The sequence below is a fragment of the Pseudomonas sp. Root562 genome (genome assembly GCF_001427125.1).
In the GTDB taxonomy this organism is placed as follows: Bacteria; Pseudomonadota; Gammaproteobacteria; order Pseudomonadales; family Pseudomonadaceae; genus Aquipseudomonas.
The window spans coordinates 25,960-44,030 of record NZ_LMGK01000021.1 but is presented as its reverse complement, the minus strand read 5'-3'; the positions used below and the strand labels follow the sequence as shown (position 1 = coordinate 44,030).

General features: G+C 59.1%; 12 protein-coding genes and 3 pseudogenes. 4 read left to right on the top strand and 11 right to left on the bottom strand.

Annotated elements, in window-relative coordinates; genetic code table 11:
* The first annotated feature begins 523 nt into the window (after positions 1 to 523).
* Positions 524 to 1,930 (top strand): DUF2252 domain-containing protein, encoded by a 1,407-nt coding sequence (locus tag ASD60_RS15960; RefSeq protein WP_056854934.1) that lies wholly within the window; start codon positions 524 to 526, stop codon positions 1,928 to 1,930.
* A 193-nt stretch (positions 1,931 to 2,123) separates the two neighbouring features.
* On the opposite strand, the gene ASD60_RS15955 is transcribed toward ASD60_RS15960, so the two are convergent.
* From ASD60_RS15955 to ASD60_RS15930, 6 genes and pseudogenes are all read right to left on the bottom strand, one after another.
* Entirely contained in the window at positions 2,124 to 2,393 is a 270-nt protein-coding gene (locus ASD60_RS15955; protein WP_056854933.1) for a PAAR domain-containing protein, read from the bottom strand.
* Positions 2,390 to 3,946 (bottom strand): annotated as a pseudogene (locus tag ASD60_RS15950) (type VI lipase adapter Tla3 domain-containing protein); the annotation flags it as partial. The pseudogene ASD60_RS15950 and the gene ASD60_RS15955, both read right to left, overlap by 4 nt.
* A gap of 4 nt (positions 3,947 to 3,950) precedes the next feature.
* Complete coding sequence (locus tag ASD60_RS15945; RefSeq protein WP_056854931.1) at positions 3,951 to 4,220, bottom strand: PAAR domain-containing protein; 270 nt, start codon at positions 4,218 to 4,220, stop codon at positions 3,951 to 3,953.
* Positions 4,217 to 5,896, bottom strand: coding sequence for a type VI lipase adapter Tla3 domain-containing protein (locus ASD60_RS15940; protein WP_056854930.1), 1,680 nt, complete (start codon positions 5,894 to 5,896; stop codon positions 4,217 to 4,219). Before ASD60_RS15940 ends, ASD60_RS15945 begins: the two co-directional genes overlap by 4 nt.
* The gene (locus tag ASD60_RS15935) at positions 5,893 to 7,923 is read right to left on the bottom strand and encodes a T6SS effector phospholipase Tle3 domain-containing protein (protein WP_056854929.1); all 2,031 of its coding nucleotides are present in this window, start codon (positions 7,921 to 7,923) and stop codon (positions 5,893 to 5,895) included. Before ASD60_RS15935 ends, ASD60_RS15940 begins: the two co-directional genes overlap by 4 nt.
* Before the next feature lie 166 nt (positions 7,924 to 8,089).
* Positions 8,090 to 10,606, bottom strand: a pseudogene (locus tag ASD60_RS15930) (type VI secretion system Vgr family protein); the annotation flags it as partial.
* A 142-nt stretch (positions 10,607 to 10,748) separates the two neighbouring features.
* On the opposite strand from ASD60_RS15930, the pseudogene ASD60_RS29935 reads away from it, so the two are divergent.
* Positions 10,749 to 10,811 (top strand): annotated as a pseudogene (locus tag ASD60_RS29935) (30S ribosomal protein S5 alanine N-acetyltransferase); the annotation flags it as partial.
* 336 nt (positions 10,812 to 11,147) lie between these two features.
* The gene (locus ASD60_RS15925; RefSeq protein WP_056854928.1) at positions 11,148 to 11,414 is read left to right on the top strand and encodes a DUF6124 family protein; all 267 of its coding nucleotides are present in this window, start codon (positions 11,148 to 11,150) and stop codon (positions 11,412 to 11,414) included.
* A gap of 100 nt (positions 11,415 to 11,514) precedes the next feature.
* Here the strand turns inward: ASD60_RS15925 and ASD60_RS15920 are convergent, their stop codons facing one another.
* Positions 11,515 to 12,348: a phosphatase PAP2 family protein gene (locus tag ASD60_RS15920; RefSeq protein WP_056854927.1), complete on the bottom strand. Its 834-nt coding sequence runs from the start codon at positions 12,346 to 12,348 to the stop codon at positions 11,515 to 11,517.
* On the bottom strand, positions 12,345 to 13,016 hold the full coding sequence (locus ASD60_RS15915) for a histidine phosphatase family protein (RefSeq protein ID WP_056854926.1): 672 nt from the start codon (positions 13,014 to 13,016) through the stop codon (positions 12,345 to 12,347). Before ASD60_RS15915 ends, ASD60_RS15920 begins: the two co-directional genes overlap by 4 nt.
* Before the next feature lie 241 nt (positions 13,017 to 13,257).
* Between ASD60_RS15915 and ASD60_RS15910 the strand changes: the two genes are divergently transcribed.
* A complete protein-coding gene (locus ASD60_RS15910; protein WP_056854925.1) occupies positions 13,258 to 15,177 on the top strand; it encodes a HAMP domain-containing methyl-accepting chemotaxis protein in 1,920 nt (639 codons plus the stop codon).
* A 75-nt stretch (positions 15,178 to 15,252) separates the two neighbouring features.
* Here ASD60_RS15910 and ASD60_RS15905 read toward each other — a convergent pair whose 3' ends face one another.
* The 3 genes from ASD60_RS15905 to ASD60_RS15895 form a co-directional block, all read right to left on the bottom strand.
* The gene (locus ASD60_RS15905; protein ID WP_056854924.1) at positions 15,253 to 15,621 is read right to left on the bottom strand and encodes a glyoxalase superfamily protein; all 369 of its coding nucleotides are present in this window, start codon (positions 15,619 to 15,621) and stop codon (positions 15,253 to 15,255) included.
* Positions 15,622 to 15,743: 122 nt separating this feature from the next.
* The gene (locus ASD60_RS15900; RefSeq protein WP_056854923.1) at positions 15,744 to 17,198 is read right to left on the bottom strand and encodes an N-acyl-D-amino-acid deacylase family protein; all 1,455 of its coding nucleotides are present in this window, start codon (positions 17,196 to 17,198) and stop codon (positions 15,744 to 15,746) included.
* A gap of 1 nt (position 17,199) precedes the next feature.
* Positions 17,200 to 18,060 (bottom strand): MurR/RpiR family transcriptional regulator, encoded by an 861-nt coding sequence (locus tag ASD60_RS15895; protein ID WP_056854922.1) that lies wholly within the window; start codon positions 18,058 to 18,060, stop codon positions 17,200 to 17,202.
* Positions 18,061 to 18,071 lie beyond the last annotated feature (11 nt).

Here is an 18,071-nt window from a genome sequence, read left to right as displayed (position 1 = left end):
TCCTTTTTGAAGCCCGCTGACGGTGTAGGCATTTGTATCGTACTGCGGTTGCGAACCATGGGGAACTGCCCAGTCACCACCGACATTTTTATGGCGCAAGGCCATCAAAACGCGGCAGATAATGGGAGATCCCACGGACACTGTCAATAGCTTGTCTACTTTGCCGCCGTACGGCAAATAAAAGCGCGATTCCGTCATTTTATTGACGACACAAATCGGATCCATTCGGACAAACGTACCCACCCGCTCGTGCGAATCAGCCAAACGTCACAGCAAACGGTGCCGCAGCCTGTTCAATGGCACCGACGACATGTGTTGCCTGTTCTCGATACTGAGGATAACGCGCAATCACCACCTCAACAGCGGCGAGCATTCTCTGAATGCGCTCCCTCGGCTTTTCGATTTCGCAGTTTTGTGCAAACTCAACAAAAATACAGGCGCCTAAAGCGCAGAATGATTATTTTGCGAAAAGCCCTTCTACACTCAATCGGCAAAGCCACTCTCCCCCGCCGAACGAGCCCACATGAGCCTCCTCAAAGACCGTTTCAAACAAGGCAGAGATGCGCGCAAGAAATGCCCCCGCAGTGCCCACGCGACGTCGGGCAAAGCCAAGCGCGATCCGATTCCGCTGATCAAGGCATCGAGTGAGGGGCGGATCAAGTCGCTGGTCGAGTTGCGTTACGGGCGCATGCTGGAGTCGCCGTTCACCTTTTACCGTGGCAACGCGCTGTTGCAGGCGCATGACCTGGCAGACACGCCTGATATGGGATTGGTCTCGCCGATCTGTGGTGATAGTCACCTGATGAACTTCGGTGGTTTCGCCACACCCGAACGCAACCTGCTGTTCAGCGTCAATGACTTTGATGAAGTTCATCCAGGGCCATGGGAGTGGGATGTAAAGCGTCTGGCCACAAGTTTTGTGGTGGCCGCCCGCGACTTGCGCCACGGCAAATCGGTCGAAGATTCGATCTGTCATGAGCTGCTGGGGGCCTATCAGGAGACCATGCTCGAGTGCGCCGAACAAAGCACCCTGGAGACCTGGTACGAGGCCATCACCTACGGCGATTTGCGTGAACAGGCGAGCAAAAACACCCTGGAACACGTGCAACGTGCCATCGACAAAGCCGAACATCGTACCCATGCCGAACTGCTGCCGAAAATCAGCGAACGCGATAACCACAGTCGCCTGATCATTCGCGATGATTTGCCGGAAATCTTTCACCTGCACAACAACACCACGTTGCTGGATGCCGACGATGACTGGTTGCGACTGTCTGACTGGCGACCGTTGTTCGACACGTTCATGCGCGACTACCGCGGCACGCTGCAAGCCGACCGCCGTGAATTGTTGTCACGCTTCACCGCTCAAGACATGACGTTCAAAGTGGTGGGTGTCGGCAGTGTCGGCACCCGTTGCATGGTGGCGCTGTTGACCGACGAACAGCAATTCCCGCTGTTCCTGCAATTCAAGGAAGCACGCCGTTCCGTCCTCGCCGATTACGTGAGAGCCAAGTCGCGGGTCCGCCATGAGGGGCAGCGCGTGGTCGACGGTCAGCGCTTGATGCAATCGGCCAGCGATCTGTTCCTTGGCTGGACCACCGGCCCCAGCGGTCGTCACTTTTACGTGCGTCAGTTACGCGACATGAAGGTTTCGGCCGAACTCGAAACGTTTGATGCAGAGGCTTTCGCAGCCTACGGTCGACTTTGCGGTCGCGCCCTGGCCCGCGCCCATGCCAAATCGTCCGGATACGCCGCGCAGATCAGCGGCTACATCGGCAAGGGCGAGGCGCTGGCCGATGCACTTTACAAATATGCCCAAGGCTATACCGAACAGAACGAGCGCGACTTCGAGGTTTTCCAGCAGGCCTGCCGCAAGGGTCGTTTGCGTGCGCGATCGGAAGCCGATTTTGCGGCGGATCATTTGCCCTGACCGTCCAGAGATATCTGGCCCGTGGCGTTCCTCCAGATGAACTTTTCTTCACCCCGCCTCGAAGCCACAACCTGTACATTGGCCTCGCTCATTCAAGAAACTACGGTTTGCCCGCCCTCCCGCGGGCTTTTTTTTGTTTGATCAAATGAAGCTGGCAGCGCCTGACCATCCTGAGCGTCACAGTGGTTTCGACCTAACCTACCCGCACATGCCGAGCATTACTCGCAACGCCATGACAACCGCAGGCCAGTCGATGGCCCTGCAATACGACCGGAATGCCGTTCATACGCCGACGCGGATGCCCTTCGACGAAGGCAAACTTGCCCAGATGCAGCGGACACTTGGCCTTATCGCCCAACACCGCTGGAGTTTTTCCATTGAGGGTATGCGTGCCGTCAAGCTGGCAGGAAATCACGGTGCCGCCGCTGCTGGTGGCGTCGCCCAGGCAGATGGGATGGCTCATGTTCTGGATACGCCGCCGTTAGGGGCGCCGAACTTGAACGGGTCGGCACCTCGGTTTTCGCGGTTCTTTTCTTTGCGCGCTTCGTCCGGCGGGCGGATCATTTGCACGGTCAGGCTGCCGTCCTGACCGGCGTAGACCACCGCGCTGCTTCCGCCGTCCAGGTAACTGGCGATGGTCGCCAGGTTGATTTGCACCAGCGCGCCACTGACCCCGGTATTGCCCAGGCGCCGACCGATGTCGTAACCCTCGTCGACATTGCCCAACTCGATACCGTGGCCGTCGGTATTCAGGCCATGCAAGGCAATGGTCAGGGCAATTTCAGCGTCGCGGTTGTCGGTCGTGTCGTAGAACACCCGGACCGGTTTCTGCCCTTCAGGCAACGTATCCACGGCTTGCAGCCAGCCGGCCTGCAAAGCCTTGGCCTGCAACGCCGGTTTGAGCCGCTGGCCGTGTTCATCCTGCATCGAAACCTTGATTGGTCGGTGCAGATAACCCAGCACCGGCGCGGCGTCGAATTCTTTGACCTGATGCTGGGCCCAGCGGATGGGTAGCCAGGGCGAGGGTTGGAATTCTCCCGGCCCGCGGTTGCTGATGGTTTGCCAGAGGGTGGGAAGTTGGGATTGCCAGTAGGCGGTGGACATGGTGGTAGGAGTTAACGAGGCTTTAGCTCCCTTGGCGCGCTGTGCAGCTTCATACCACGGCATAAATGCTCTATCACGATCCCAGTAAAACGCCCACAGCTTGCCCAAGTCAGTGTCTTTGTTCTGGTTGTCCTCACGTTCATGGGTGGCATAACGACGAATGTAGCGATCCACCCGATCCGAACGGGTGACCAGCAGCCCAGTCATGCTTTCGTAGATGGTGGGCACGACCTGGACGCTTTGCAATCCTGGAGTACCGGGCTTGCGATAGACATCTCGTGTCACATCACCGTCCCGGCTCGCGATCAAGGCTTGGGGCACTTGGGGGTTGTCATCAAAGAACTGGAACAGTCGCTCGATCATGCCCTGCGCGTGGGTGGTGCTTTCATCGTCCTGCCAGAGAAACTGGGTAACCCCAAGGGTCGCCTTATTACGGCCTGTGTTGATCAGACCGGCGGCACGATAGCCTTTCTCATAGGGGTCTGGTGGACCCAACGCAAATACGGGAATCGGCCAATACGCCACCGACTCGCCCGCCGAATGTTTGAATGAAACTCGGATTTTGATATCTCTGGAGTTTTCTCTGGATCTTAGTGACGCCTTATAGTCCTTGGGGTCTCGAGAATAAATCGAAGCAAAGTTGTCGTTTTTCTTTTTGATGAATTGCCAGATTTCAGACTGATGATCCTGATGAATCGCAAGCCCCACGCCTCGTATTTCCAAAGCATAAGTCCGCGCTTGGGTGGCCTGCCGCTCGGCGATTTGTTTCATGACGTCGGCTTTGTAGGCGGCCAGCCCCGCCCGTTCACTGGCCACGGCTTTCCCCCACCAGTGAACGCTGAAAACCAGCAGTAGCGGACCTAAAATAGCAGCGATACCCCAACGCATTACCGGGTTGATGTCACGAAGTTCCACGTCAGATAACTCGTACGTTCAAAGCAATGCTTGCCAAGGCATGACAACCGCAGGCCAGCAGATGCCCCTGCAATACGACCGGAATGCCGTTCATACGCCGGCGCGGGTGCCCTTCGACGAAGGCAAACTCGCCCAGATGCAGCGGACACTTGGCCTTATCGCCCAACACCGCCGGAGTTTTTCCATTGAGGGTATGCGTGCCGTCAAGCTGGCAGGAAATCACGGTGCCGCCGCTGCTGGTGGCATCACCCAGGCAGATGGGATGGCTCATGGTTTGTTTCCCGGCATACGAAACCTGAACGGGTCGGCGCCGTGGGTTTGCTGGTTTTTCGCTTTGCGGGCTTCGTCCGGCGGGCGGACCATTTGCACGGTGACGCTGCCGTCCTCGCCGGTGTACACCACCGCGCTGACGCCACCTTCCTGATAACTGGCAATCGTGGCCAGGTTGATTTCGACCAGGGCGCTGCTGACGCCGGTGTTGCCCAAGCGCCGACCGATGTCGTAGCCCTCGTCGACATTGCCTAACGCGAGGCCGGTTCCATCGACATTGAGACCGTGCAACGCAATGGTCAGGGCGATCTCGCCAGGGGTGTTGTCGGTGCTGTCGTAAAACACTCGTGCCGGTTTCTCACCTTTGGGCAGGGTTTCCAGTGCCTGCAGCCAACCTGCTTGCAGGGCTTTGGCCTGTAATGCGGGTTTGAGCGGTTTGCCGTTTTCGTCACGCATCGGGACTTTGATCGGGCGGTGCAGGTAGCCCAACACCGGGGCTTTATCGAACTCCTTGACCTGATGCTCGGCCCAGCGCACCGGTAGCCATGCGGAGGGTTGGAATTGGCCGGGGCCGCGGTTGCTCAGGGTTTGCCAGAGGGTGGGGAGTTGGGTATGCCAGTAGGTGGAGGACATGGTGGTAATAGGACGAATATGACCTGTAGTGCCTTTCGCACGCTCACTTTCTTTATACCAATCAAGAAATGCATCATCTCGACTCCAGTAGAACGCCCACAGCTTGCCCATGTCGGTGTTTGTGTTCTGGTTGTCCTCTGAGTCTTGGGTGGTAAAGGGGCGAATGTAACGGTCTACCCGATCCGAACGGGTGAGCAGCAAGCCAGTCATACTTTCGTACACCGTTGGCACGGCATGGATATTTTGCAGACCCGGTGTGCCCGCCACGCGATAGCCGTTTCGAGTGACATCGCCGTCTCGACTCACGATCAGTGCCTGGGGCACCTGTTGATTGTCGTCAAAGAACTTGTATAGGCGCTCGATCATGCTCTGGGCATGAGTGGTATTGCCCGCGTCCTGCCAGAGGAGCAGCGTGACACCCAAGGTAGCGGCATTGCGTCCGCTGAGAATAGTGTTTGGGGCTCCGGCATCCTCAGGCTGCTTGGGTGGTGCTATCGCAAATACCGGAATTGGCCAGTAGGCCACTGAGTTACTGGCCGAATGCTTGAACGCAACGCGTATATTGATTTTTTGAGTGATCTCTCGAGAGCTCACTGAAGTGTCGTAATCCTTCGGATTTGTCGAATAGATCGAAGTGAAATTGTTATTGGTCTTTTTGATTTCCCGCCAAATTGAGGACTGATGCCAATTGTCGACTGCGAGTCCAACTCCCCGTATTTCCAACGCATAAGTACGCTCCTGAGTAGCGATGTGTTCAGCTCTTTCGGCTGTGACTTTTGATTTGTAGGCATCCAATTCTGCCTCTTCGTAGGCTTCGGCCTTACCGAGCCAGTGGAAGCTGTAGATCAATGTCAGCGTGCCAAAAATACTCGCGACTCCCCAACGCAAAAAGCTACCCACTTCCCTGAGTTCCCTATTTTCGACTTGTGCCATGTAGTTGATGAACAGCAAGAAACCGAGCCAAGTGGCTATCAATATCCCCGCCGTCCAGAGATAACCCTTCAGGCGTGGCCGCTGTGATTTGTCCTGCCGGCGGTCCCTCATGGGTGTACTCCTTTTCCCATTGAAGCCATCACCAGTTGCGGCGGTGTCAGCGAAATCATTTCAGTTGAAGGAAACTTGCCTTGGTCGTAATACAGATAGTCGGCCTCGACCAAGGCTTGGGCCTCTGCGCTCAGTCGCGACCAACCTTCCATTTTCATGACTTTATCGAATCGCTCCTCATCTAGTTTCCAATCCGCAATCGCCACCAACACCTCCCGCATCACCGGATCATCCAGACACCTGGCCTGCCCAATCGCAATGTCCATCGCCGTCACCCAGCGATGGTTCTCCGGGCTGCGCAATACCGCCGAGTGATAGCTGTTGTCAGTCCATTCCTTCTGGTCAACCTGCATGCGTGCACGGATTTCGTTCGGGGTTTCCTCACGGTAGATGCGGTAGTGGTCCTTACGATTGAGCATCGGGTTGCCGGACACCGGCGTCTGGCGCAGGGCCCGGGTCTGGTCGTCGGGCTCTTTGCCGTGATTCCAGCGAACCAGCCCATCGTCCAGGTCGAGTCGCTGGTCACTGTTGGTCACATAAATCCATTTGAAAGTGGCACCGGGGTTGCCCAATGCCGCGTTTTGCGACACCGCATCCGGTCGATCCTTTCCGGCCTGATGGCTAGACCCCGTCACGGCTTCGCCGCCAAACATCTGCGGTGCATGGGGTGGATGCAGTTGTTCGGCGTTGATGGTGCGTTGCTGGCCTTTGCGGATTCCGGTTTGCGAGGCTAGCGCTGCGACCGAGCCGCCACCGGGATAGCGCGGCTCGCCTTCGACGCGGGTGAAGTCCGCCTGCGGCGGCTTGCCCACCAGTACCGGCTCACCATCACGCAGGCGCCTGGTCCACAGGCGTTGATAGAAGCGCATGGATTGCAGCGCGGTCATGGCCGGTTGGCCATCGGGCAACGCGTCCGGCACGCCGTACGTGCCGATGCCTTGCACATCATCCAGTGCTACGGTGGTGTCGTCCGGGCAAAAATACAGATAAACCTTGCCGCGGTTGTCGCGCTCGGGAAACACCAGGGTGTTCCCGTCTGCGCCCAGACGCTCGCCTTGTTCGGGTGACCAGCGCGGCCCCGTGCGACCGCCATAACCCGGTACGCCATAGCGCACGGCGCTGAGGGGCGGTTGCGTATGGGGGGATTGAGTGGTGTGTTGCACGATGTCGAACAGAGTTTGCAGGGTCTGCGAATTTTTCGGGGTCGCACTCGGCAGTACCGAGTAGGGCGAGGCCACCATGATTGCGCAGTCGGCACAGCGTTCACCGCGATCCACCAGCATGGCCTGGGCGAGCAAGGTGATCAGCGTGCCCTGGCTGTGCCCCATGATGGTGATGGTTTCATCGGGTGAGACGCGGCGAATCTCGCTGACCAGCATCGCCAGCCGGGTCGCGGCCAGCACGAAATACCTCCGATGCGGCGCCTTGCCCATGTACAGGGAGTTAGGCATGGTCGGTTGAACCCAATGGCGCAGCCATTTGCCGAACCCTTCTTCGTACATCTCCAGCAAATTGTTGGTGGCGTTGGCGAAAAATCCGCCGCCTTTGGCGAAGTGACGATCCAGACGGTTGTCGAATCGGTCCAGGAATTGATCGCGCAAGCGAGCCGGATCGCCATTTTTATCGCGTTTGATTTCGCCGGATTCGGCCCGGTAGCCCCAATAAAACGGAATCAACAGGCTGCGGGTCTTGGGGGCCTCTGTATCGCGCTGGTAAAGATAAGTATCCGGATCGTCGAGTATTTGCCCCTCGTTGTCCTTCCATTCCTTCCTGGGCGTACTGTTAGCCTCGTTGTACTTGGCCCCATACCGCCCCGCCTTCAGATCCTGCCGATCCAGCCGCTCGTTAACCCCTTGGCACAACCCGATTTCCACCGACTCGTAGGATGCCCCGGGGTCATTCACGCCGTGCAGGAAAATCACCACGCCAGGCAGGTCTCGCGGCACCGCAATGTTGCGATCCGTCGATCTATTGGGCAGCAAACGACTCGTGCCGGTGGCGATCACTGTGTTGTCCGTATGGCTCATGCTTTCGATATCCTTTTGAAATCATGTTTCTGTGTCGATCACTGGGTCGACACTTTGCTTAGCTTCCGTCGGTACGGTTGTCTGATCCGACGCTGAGGTCAGAAGGGCCTGCTGAGTCGGCCCCGATACTGTTCGGGCCCGGGTTCGCTGCCTGTTGGGATGAATGGCGAAAAACCTCGAGATTGGCGAGTAGCATCTCTGTTCGCTGGAGCAACTCGGTTAAACCCTCGGCACCTGTGATGCCTTGCACCAGGCTGCCGTCCTCCAGGGCGATTTTGTAGGGTTGGCCTTGAACGATGGCGCCTGGATCATCTTCGTAGTGCAGTCGATGCCGTTGGTCCGCACCGTCCCGACCGAAAACTGGAATGGCAGCACTGTCGGTTTTCGGCCCCACCCAGTCATGCTCGCCGGCATGCACAACGGCCTTGCCTTGAGTGCCAATCTCGACGCCGCCACCGATCCTGATGTAGCTGCCGTCATCGGCCACCAGGCGGATGGTGGGGGCGGTGATGAGCACTTCGCCTTCGGCCGCCGACAGGTGCAGGTTCTTTTGCGCGTTGAGCACCATGTCGTCGTCCTGGGCCTGCACCAACACCTTGCCGCGATTGGCGATGGCGCTGATGCCCTCGTCCTGGGCGAAGGCGCTGATGCCTTTGCCGGCTTGCAGGCGCATGGCCGCGCCGCTGCTCAGCTGCAAATGGTCCTGGGCGGTGGTGTCGTGGTTTTCACCGGCGTAGTGCACCTGCGAGCGCGGCGTGGCACTGGCAATGCCGGCTTCAGCCGCTATCGCGACCACCGGTTCGCCCGGACTGTTGCTGGTCGGTTCAGGCCATTGACTCAACGACTGGCGCAACGCCTCGATGCCCTGGGTGTCGATCTTCGGGCTGCCACGGGCAGCGGCGGTCTGGCCGAGGGCCTGGAACAGTTCGCCGCACTCGGCCAACAGCTTGAGCAGTTCTTCGCGGTCCAGTTGTGAGCCCTGCGCATCGTGGCGAGCGTAGGTGGTCAACAACAGCCCTTGGGCCGCCCGCAGGGCAATCGCGGCATCGCTGCGCAGTTCGGCGCCCTGGCCGCGTGGCTGGGCCTTGCCATCGGTGCGCGGGGTGACGAGCTTGCCCAGGTTCAGCGCGGTGGCCTGATGGGTCGTACCCAGTCGGGCGCGCAGCGCGCCGGGTGTATCGTCGAAGAGCAATTCGTTGAAGCCCTTGCCCTGGTGCTCCCGGGTCTGGATCCCGGATAAGGTTCGATTGCCCGGCAGGCCCGAGGCGTTACTGAAGTGCGGCGGAAAATGGTCGGCGTTGTAGAGCACCGACGTCACCAGCGGCCGGTCGATGTCGCCGCCGAGGAACGTCACCAGCACTTCCTGACCGATGCGCGGCAAAAACTGGTGGCCGAAGCCGGTGCCGCCACTGGGCATGGCAACCCTTAGCCAGGTGGTGCCTTGTGCGGCATCCTGTCGACGCTGCCAATGAAAGCGAACCTGCACACGCGCCAGCTCGTCGGTGAAAACCTCCTCACCTTCCGGACCCACGACAATGGCAGTGAGCGGCCCGGAAATCGTCGGTCGCGGGGTAATGATCGGTGGGCGAAAGGCAATCTTGTGGCGGATGCAGACGAAACGGTTGTCGTAGTTCGCCGGTTGATCCGTCAGATAGTTGTTGCGGCCTTGGTGCTCCACCTTGAGCAGGAGGAACTGGCGATCATCCACGGGATCAGCATCGTGATCGAAGTGCTGGGTCAGTTCGAAGGTGTAACCCGGCAGCAGGGCGCGGCAGTTGCTGGTGCCCTCAAACGTCTTGCCTTGCACTTCCATGGCTTCGAGTCGATGCCGCACCAGCGCCTCGCCATCTTCAGGCATACCGTGGCTGTAATGACCGGGAAAGTCGTATATTTCATAGGCAGGCACATCGCCCTGGGCGTTGAGGCTGGGCATGCTGACCGGCAGCGGATTGCGCGGTTGCCGGTAGTCGAAGGTCTGGATGGCCATCTGGCCGGACTGCAAGACCCGCTGGCTGCTCCATCGGGTGATCGAGTCGGCGGTCTCGGTGACCGCCGCGCTGTGGTAGCGGATCCGCGGTTGTTGTATTAACGGCTCAAGGTTGCGGGAGTGGTCGGTGATGATCAGGCAGTGTTCTTCCTTCGTGTGAGCGAAGTAGAAGAACAGCCCTTCACGTTCCAGCAGGCGCAAGACGAAATCCAGATCGCTCTCGCGGTATTGGGTGATGTAGCTGTGGGACTTGAGCGGCTGCTCCAGACGGAACTCGAACCTGGGCAGCACGCCATAGTGGGCGAACAGCGTGCGCAGGATGTCTTCGATGCTCTGCTCTTGAAAGATCCGCGAGTCGACGCGTCGGGACAGCATCCACAGCCAGGGGCTCAAGGTGGCTGAATAACAAGCCAAACCACCATCGCTTTTCTGCAGGCTGAACCGACTGATGTAGCCGTGAATGTAGCGCGCCTCGCCAGTCGCCAATTCAATGTCGAGCAGTGCGGGTTGCCCGATCAATGACTTGAGTTCCAGGCGGGCATCCTGACTGAGCAGCGACAACTCGAAACTGAATAACGTCGACAAACTCTCAGTACCGGAAAAGCTTTCGAGCAGCAGTTCTTGCTGGCCCGCCACCGGGGATGTGAACCTGATGAGACGCCGGTTCTGTGGCGAGAATATTTTTGTCAGTTCCATTAACAAGCTTCCTGCGTCCTGAACAACCGGTGTTCGCCAACCGTAGCGCTCCTGCTACTGGCGAACCCCAAACACGGGAATTAAGAGGCTTTCGAAATAGTTTGTATGTAAGACGCTTCCTTTTTTACGAATTCTGAACGACGGATTTGAACGCGAAGGCTATGCCAAGGCGTATCTGAACATTGAGGGACGATGGCAGGATCACGCCTCGGGTGACGCGTCCTACAGACGCTCAGAATGAGCTGAAAAATCCCACAGGTTTTTCAGGTTGGCGGTCGGAAGTGGGCTCTCTAGTCTTTTGTTGTCGCTGAAAAAGTCAGTGATCGGGTGTGAGAACCCCGGCAACTTATGGTCATCCAGTGTCAGTAATCGCATAATCGCCGCCAGCTAATCTGCTGGCCGTGAATGCGTTATGGCGGCTGTGTGCGGGCAGACTTCGGTCTGGCCGGGTGTCCATACCGGTTTTCTCACCCCGTACATAGCTGCCACCTCTTCGCCGCGTGAGAAACGGAAAGTGGTGGCCTCAGCAAGAGGTATGTCTATGGACAAGCTAATCCCCGATCCGCCCTTCGAAACCGAAAAGCCCTACAGCCCAAGCCCGTTCTTCACAGTCCTTCCGGACATCAGCACCGAAAACCTCCTCGTCCACGCCTGTGAGTCATTGGCCTCAGCCAGTGTCATGACCAATGATTTCGCCACCTTCCTGACCGGCACTCAGCGCAACACCGCATTGGCCATCGCGCAGATCATCATGCTGGCGGAACTGGCGGTAAACCGGGCGCTGGATAACGTTGATCCGCAGGTATAAATCTGCGCCACCGCATAATTGTTCGTGCACAAAAGCTGCGAACGGCATCAATCCAATGTGGGAGCAACGTCGCTCCCACATTGGAGCTGTGCGAACCGTCTCAACCAATAGGCTGAGACTCAGCCACCACTCTCGGTTCTTCGACCTTTTGCAGCACCGGCATCTCCAGTAGCGCCCGCCCATAAAACGCCAGCGCCGTCAGCAGGCAGGCGAGCCACACAACTATCCCGGCCCAGAACGTGTGGGACATGTAGTGCCAGCCCTGCAGCACCCGCGTGGTGCCGTAGACGAATCCCAGCGCCAGCGAGCCGTACAGGATTGCCTTGGAATAACGCCAGCGATAACGCCGTGCCACGAAGTACAACGCCAGCAGGGTGAAGCCCCCCGAAGCATGCCCGCCCGGCCAGCAGCGACCGTCACCGGCGACCTTCAGCAAATCGAAGTTTTCGTACCACTCCTTGTGCTCGATCTTGCCGCCGTACTGGGTGGTTTCAATGGGGCAATACACACTGGTGTGGCCCTTGAGGTAGTGGATCAAACCGGTGCTGATGGAAAACGCGAACACTACGTAGAGAAAATCCCGTCGATGCTTGCTGGCAAACCGCAGCACTGCCGCGACTTTTATTTTTTCCAGAAACGCGATGATCTTCGGATGTTTTTCCGCCTTCAGGCGCGGCCAGAGGAACGACAGCAAGGCGCCCACGATGGCGATTTCGCCGGTCCAGTTCGGAATGATCCGTGCCCATTTATGCGTGATCTTTTCGAACAGATGCACATGGTCCAACGGGAATGTTTGCGTTACCGGATCAAAGAAAAGATTGCTGAAGGCGATGTCGATGCGGGTCAAATCGAACGTCAGGAACACCAGAACCGCACAGGCCAGCGGGATACCGAAGTTGACCGCATAAAAGCGATAACGGGAGAGTGAATTCATTGGATTGTCACCGAGCGCCAGTCCGAAGCATCGATCAGGCCGAGCATGCGTGGCGCTTGATGTTCTGCCGCAGTGATGAACAGCGAGGCGCCGTAACCCGGGGTGGCGTTCGGCTGTTTGAGGTCTTTCTCCAGTTGCACCATGCATTCGCTGTGCGTCACCAGTATCAGATTGCGCCCCGCGACTTTGTGCGCCAGCGCATCGCGCAACATGGAACCCTTGCAGTCGACCAGCCAGTCGTCACCGCTGCTGACCTTGTTGAACATGTACCCAGCCGTTTGCGCCGTGCGCAGTACCGGGCTGTTGTAGATGTCAGCGCTGTCGAGCCCCAACTGGGCGAACCGCGCACCGACGGCCAGCGCAACGCTGCGCGAACGATCGGTAATGCCATCGTTACCCATCAGGCAAGCGGCGCGGGAGTGATCGCAGCGTTCGACATGGCGTACCAGCACAATCAGGTCGCCCCTGGCCCACTCCGACAGCATCGCCCGGGCACCGGCGACATTGCCGTGAGCCAGGTCCGGCACGGCGGCCGGCCGTAACAGAAACACCGTGAGGGGGATCACCAACAGCGCCGAGGCCAGTACCACCGCGGCATTGCGATAACGGGCAAAACCGCTCAAATCGATCGAGCGGTTTATTCCGAACAGATTCAGTCTCAATTCCACATCAAGCCGCCTCGCCGGCATGCAACCTTTGATTCAATGCGGCGAAGGTAAATAGATTGGCGTCGGCAGCCGGTGAAACGCATGTGAAAAAAACCTTGTTACACGATCCCTCCGACAAAATCCTTTCAGCTCTCGCGATGGCTGCCGATACAGTCCGTCTACACCGCATGCTGGCCCCCAAAAACAACAATCTTCCAGCCAACCGACGATCGAGAAACATTACGTTCCTGGAGGAATTTTGATGAATAGCTGGTTCGGCAATATCAGCGTGAACCTGAAACTGGGCCTGGGGTTTGGCCTGGTACTGGCCTTGACCTGCGTGCTCGCCCTCACCGGCTGGACCAGCCTGGGCAGCCTGATTGACCGCAGCAACTGGATGAGCGACATCACCCAGCTCAACGCCGGCCTGACGAAGCTGCGCGTGGTGCGCCTGCAATACATGCTGGCCAACGGTGACGAAACCACCGCACAAAATGTGCAAACCACCCTCGACGCGTTTTCCGCTCAACAGCAAGCTTTGCTGGTCAAATTCAAGAGCCCGGAGAATCTCAAGCTGCTCAGGGAGCAAGGTACTGTCATCGATGCCTACAAGACATCGCTGAATAAAATGCGCGGTGCTTATCGCGCCGGCAACAGTGCGCGTGACGTCATGACTGCGAATGCAGAAACGGCCAACACGTTGATCAACGACATCAACACCCGCGTGCAACAAATGCCGTCGAGCGAGCAACGCTTCGAACAGTTCCAGGCCATCACCGCCGCCAAAGAAGCCTTCCTCCTGGCCCGCTACGAAGTGCGTGGCTACACCGCCACCTCCAACGCCGAGACCGAGCAAAAAGCGCTCGCCCAACTCGACTCCGCGATCACCAGCGTGAAGTCCCTCAATGCACACTTCGCCGACGCGCAACCAGATGAACTGCGTCGACTGGAAACGGCACTCGGCAACTACCGCAACGCCTTGCAGGCTTACAAAACCGCGAACAGCGATATCGTGCAAGCGCGCAAGGAAATGACCGACCAGGGCGCAGCCATCGTCAGCCTGAGCGAGCAGCTGTATCAGATCCAGCTTGACCGTCGTGATGCCGAAAGCGCCAAGGCCCGCACCCTGCAGCTGGTCAGCACGCTACTGGCATTGCTGGTGGGCATCATTGCCGCGGTGCTGATTACCCGGCAGATCACCGGCCCATTGCGCGACACCCTGGCGGTGGTCGATCGCATTGCCAGTGGCGACCTGTCCCAGGACGTCAAGGTCACCCGCCGCGACGAACTCGGGGTTTTGCAACAGGGCATCGCACGCATGGGCGTGACCCTGCGCGATTTGATCAGTGGCATCCGCGACGGCGTCACCCAGATTGCCAGCGCCGCCGAAGAGTTGTCGGCCGTCACCGAGCAAACCAGCGCCGGGGTCAACAGTCAGAAAATCGAGACAGATCAGGTCGCCACCGCAATGCACGAGATGACGGCCACCGTGCAGGAAGTCGCGCGCAATGCCGAGCAAGCCTCACAAGCGGCTGCGGCCGCCGATGGCGAAGCCCGCGAAGGTGACAAAGTGGTGGGCGAGGCCATTGCCCAGATCGAGCGACTGGCCAACGAAGTGCTGCGCTCGACCGAAGCCATGAGCGTGCTGCAACAGGAAAGTGACAAGATCGGCAGCGTCATGGACGTGATCAAGGCCGTGGCCGAACAGACCAACCTGCTGGCGCTTAACGCAGCGATTGAAGCGGCCCGCGCCGGTGAAGCCGGGCGTGGTTTTGCCGTGGTGGCCGACGAAGTCCGTGGCCTGGCCCAGCGCACGCAGAAATCCACCGAAGAAATCGAAGGCCTGGTGGCCGGCCTGCAGAACGGCACCCAGCAAGTGGCTGCGGTGATGAACAACAGCCGCACCCTGACCGACAGCAGTGTCGCGTTGACGCGCAAGGCCGGCGCATCACTGGAAAACATCACTCGCACGGTGTCGAACATCCAGTCGATGAACCAACAGATTGCCGCCGCTGCCGAACAGCAAAGCGCCGTGGCCGAAGAGATCAGCCGCAGCATCATCAACGTGCGCGACGTCTCCGAACAAACCGCTGCGGCCAGCGATGAAACCGCCGCCTCCAGTGTTGAACTGGCACGATTGGGCAATCAATTGCAGGCGATGGTGAGCCACTTCCGCGTTTGACGCCGGGTCAGCGCTGAATCAAAGATCCATTCGCGAGCTTGCTCGCGATGGGGATCTATCTGTCACTGAACATTTTCAAACACTGATCGCATTGGTAAACACCAACCGATTGCCAAACGGATCGGTCACGGTCATGTCCTGGCTGCCCCAGGGCATGGCCTGGATGTGAGGGCGGGCGAAGGTGTATTCCTTGGCCAGCAGTTGTTGCTGGAAGGTTTCCAGTTCATCGGTTTCGATGCGCAGGGCCGAGCCCGGTGTCGCGTCGCCGTGGTGTTCGGACAGGTGCAATACGCATTCGCCGCGGGAGACTTGCAGGTACAGCGGGAAGTTGGCTTCAAAGCGGTGTTGCCAGTCGATCTTGAATCCGAGGAAGTCGACGTAGAACTCAACTGCCTTGATTTCATCGAAGATCCGCAGGATCGGGGTGGTTTTGCCGAAGCTCATCGAGTTGCTCCCAGACAGAAATAGCCCACAGTGTAGCCGGGCTGTACGTCAGCAATTCGGCTTGTTGAGGGCATTCTTTAATCTCAATGTGCCATCACTGTGACGCATTGCTCGAATTGCCTTTAAAACCCGTCGCGCAAGTCACCTTCCCGCGCCAGAAACCGCCCTTCACGTCGCCCGTTGGCTTGACCGTCCCGGTAACTCAGGACGCCATTGATCCACACCCCTTCAATGCCTTCGGCCGCCCGTTGAGGATCGTTAAAGTCGGCGACATCGCGAATGGTCGCGGGGTCGAACAGCACCAGGTCCGCCCAATGGCCCTGACGAATCTCGCCGCGCGCCTTCAAGCCGAATCGCGCCGCCGACAACCCGGTCATTTTGTGCACAGCGGTGTGCAGCGGGAACAGGCCTACGTCGCGACTGAAATGTCCGAGCACCCGCGGGAACGCCCCCCACAACCGAGGGTGCGGGAACGGGTCTTCCGGCAAGCCGTCAGAACCGACCATCGACAGTGGATGAGCGAGAATTCTGCGCACGTCGGCCTCGTCCATCCCGTAATACACCGCACCCGCGGGTTGCAGTTGGCGGGCGGCATCGTGCAACGGCAGGTTCCATTGCGCGGCGATGTCGATCAAGTCCCGCCCGCCCATTTCCGGGTGCGGCGTCGACCAGGTAATGGTGATGCGATGGGCATCGGTAACTTGCTTGAGATCCAGCGTCGAAGAGCTCGCGGCATAGGGATAGCAATCGCAACCCACTGGATGGGTTTTGGCGGCCTGTTCGAGTGACGCCAACAGTTGCGGACTGCGACCCCAATTACCCGCCCCTGCACATTTGAGATGGGAAATGATCACCGGCGATTTCGCGTGGCGGCCGATTTGGAACGCCTCATCCATGGCTTCCAGCACCGGTTCGAACTCGCTGCGCAAATGGGTGGTGTAGACCGCACCGAACGCCGTCAGCTCTTCGGTCAATTGCATGACTTCGTCGGTGGAAGCCGAGAAGGCGCTGGCGTAGGCCAGGCCGGTGGACAAACCCAACGCACCGGCTTGCAGGCTCTCGCGAAGCTGCTCGCGCATCGCGGCGATTTCTTCGGGCGTTGCCGTGCGAAACAGGTCATCAAGGTGATTGCTGCGCAACGCGGTATGCCCGACCAATGCCGCGACGTTCAACGTGGTGTTCGCCGCTTCGACCGCCGCGCGGTAGTCGCGGAATGTGGGATAGACAAACGCAGCCGCGCTGCCGAGCAGGTTCATCGGGTCCGGTGGATCAGCGCGCAAACTCACCGGCGAGGCGCTGATCCCGCAGTTGCCGACGATCACCGTGGTCACGCCCTGGCTGAGCTTGGGCAACATCTGCGGTTGGCGGATCACCACCGTGTCATCGTGGGTATGCACGTCAATGAAACCCGGCGCCAGCACCTTTGCCGCCGCGTCGATCTCTTCACGGGCGCGGGCGTCATGCAAGTCGCCGATGCGCTCGATGCGCCCGTTCAGGATCGCCACGTCAGCCGGGTAACCGGGGCTGTTGCTGCCGTCGATGACCAGGGCATTGCGGATCAGCGTGTCGTACATCATGTCAGTCTCCCAGCGGCAGGTGATCGTCGCCGCCGCGGTAATCGTCCAGGGCGAGTTTGATCCGCCGCAGACGTTCTTGATTGTCTTGAGGGTTGGCCAGTGCGAGTTCGGTGGCAAGCACATCAATGGCCAGCAGCATGCCGTAGCGTGCCGCCGTGGGCTTATAGATGAATGAAGTTTCGGCGCTTTGCAGCGGCAGGACGATGTCCGCCAATTGTGCCAACGGCGAATCGCTGCGGGTGATGGCCAGGACGCGTGCGCCGTAGTTGCGTGCCAGTTCTACCGTTTCGACCAGCTCCGGCGTGATCCCGGTCAGCGAACAAACGATCAGCACATGGTCGGGGCTCAGGCTGGCCGCGGTGACCCGCATCATTACCGCGTCGTGGCACACCGCAATCGGGTAACCGAGGCGCACCAGGCGCACTTGCAGTTCATCGCTGCACAAGGTCGAGCAGCCGCCCATGCCGAACGCGTGAATCATCCGCGCCTTGCCCAGCAGTTTGACGGCATCGGTAAAACGCGACTCGTCAAAGGCTGCCAGGTGCTGGCGCAAGGTCGATTCGATATCACCGACGATCTGTCCGTAAAACGCCGACTGATCCGGTGTGCCCGCCGGGTCGAGAAACCGGCTGCCGACGCCGTTGGCCTGGGCCAGTTGCAAGCGCAGGTCACGCAAGTCCTTGCAGCCGACCGTGCGGGCAAACCGCGACAAGGTGGCGGTGCTCACCTCCGCCCGCTGCGCCAGCTCATCGAGACTGGCGGACGCGGCGAACCCTACGTCGTCGAGCATCAGCCGGGCGATGCGGCCTTCGCCGGCACTGAAGGAGTCCTGACGGGCGCGGATCTGGTAGAGGATGTCCATGACGGGCGACT

Coding starts and splice junctions, on each gene's coding strand:
- ASD60_RS15960 (WP_056854934.1), top strand. CDS start 524: ATGAGCCTCCTCAAAGACCGTTTCAAACAAGGCAGAGATGCGCGCAAG.
- ASD60_RS15955 (WP_056854933.1), bottom strand. CDS start 2,393: ATGAGCCATCCCATCTGCCTGGGCGACGCCACCAGCAGCGGCGGCACC.
- ASD60_RS15945 (WP_056854931.1), bottom strand. CDS start 4,220: ATGAGCCATCCCATCTGCCTGGGTGATGCCACCAGCAGCGGCGGCACC.
- ASD60_RS15940 (WP_056854930.1), bottom strand. CDS start 5,896: ATGAGGGACCGCCGGCAGGACAAATCACAGCGGCCACGCCTGAAGGGT.
- ASD60_RS15935 (WP_056854929.1), bottom strand. CDS start 7,923: ATGAGCCATACGGACAACACAGTGATCGCCACCGGCACGAGTCGTTTG.
- ASD60_RS15925 (WP_056854928.1), top strand. CDS start 11,148: ATGGACAAGCTAATCCCCGATCCGCCCTTCGAAACCGAAAAGCCCTAC.
- ASD60_RS15920 (WP_056854927.1), bottom strand. CDS start 12,348: ATGAATTCACTCTCCCGTTATCGCTTTTATGCGGTCAACTTCGGTATC.
- ASD60_RS15910 (WP_056854925.1), top strand. CDS start 13,258: ATGAATAGCTGGTTCGGCAATATCAGCGTGAACCTGAAACTGGGCCTG.
- ASD60_RS15905 (WP_056854924.1), bottom strand. CDS start 15,621: ATGAGCTTCGGCAAAACCACCCCGATCCTGCGGATCTTCGATGAAATC.
- ASD60_RS15900 (WP_056854923.1), bottom strand. CDS start 17,198: ATGATGTACGACACGCTGATCCGCAATGCCCTGGTCATCGACGGCAGC.
- ASD60_RS15895 (WP_056854922.1), bottom strand. CDS start 18,060: ATGGACATCCTCTACCAGATCCGCGCCCGTCAGGACTCCTTCAGTGCC.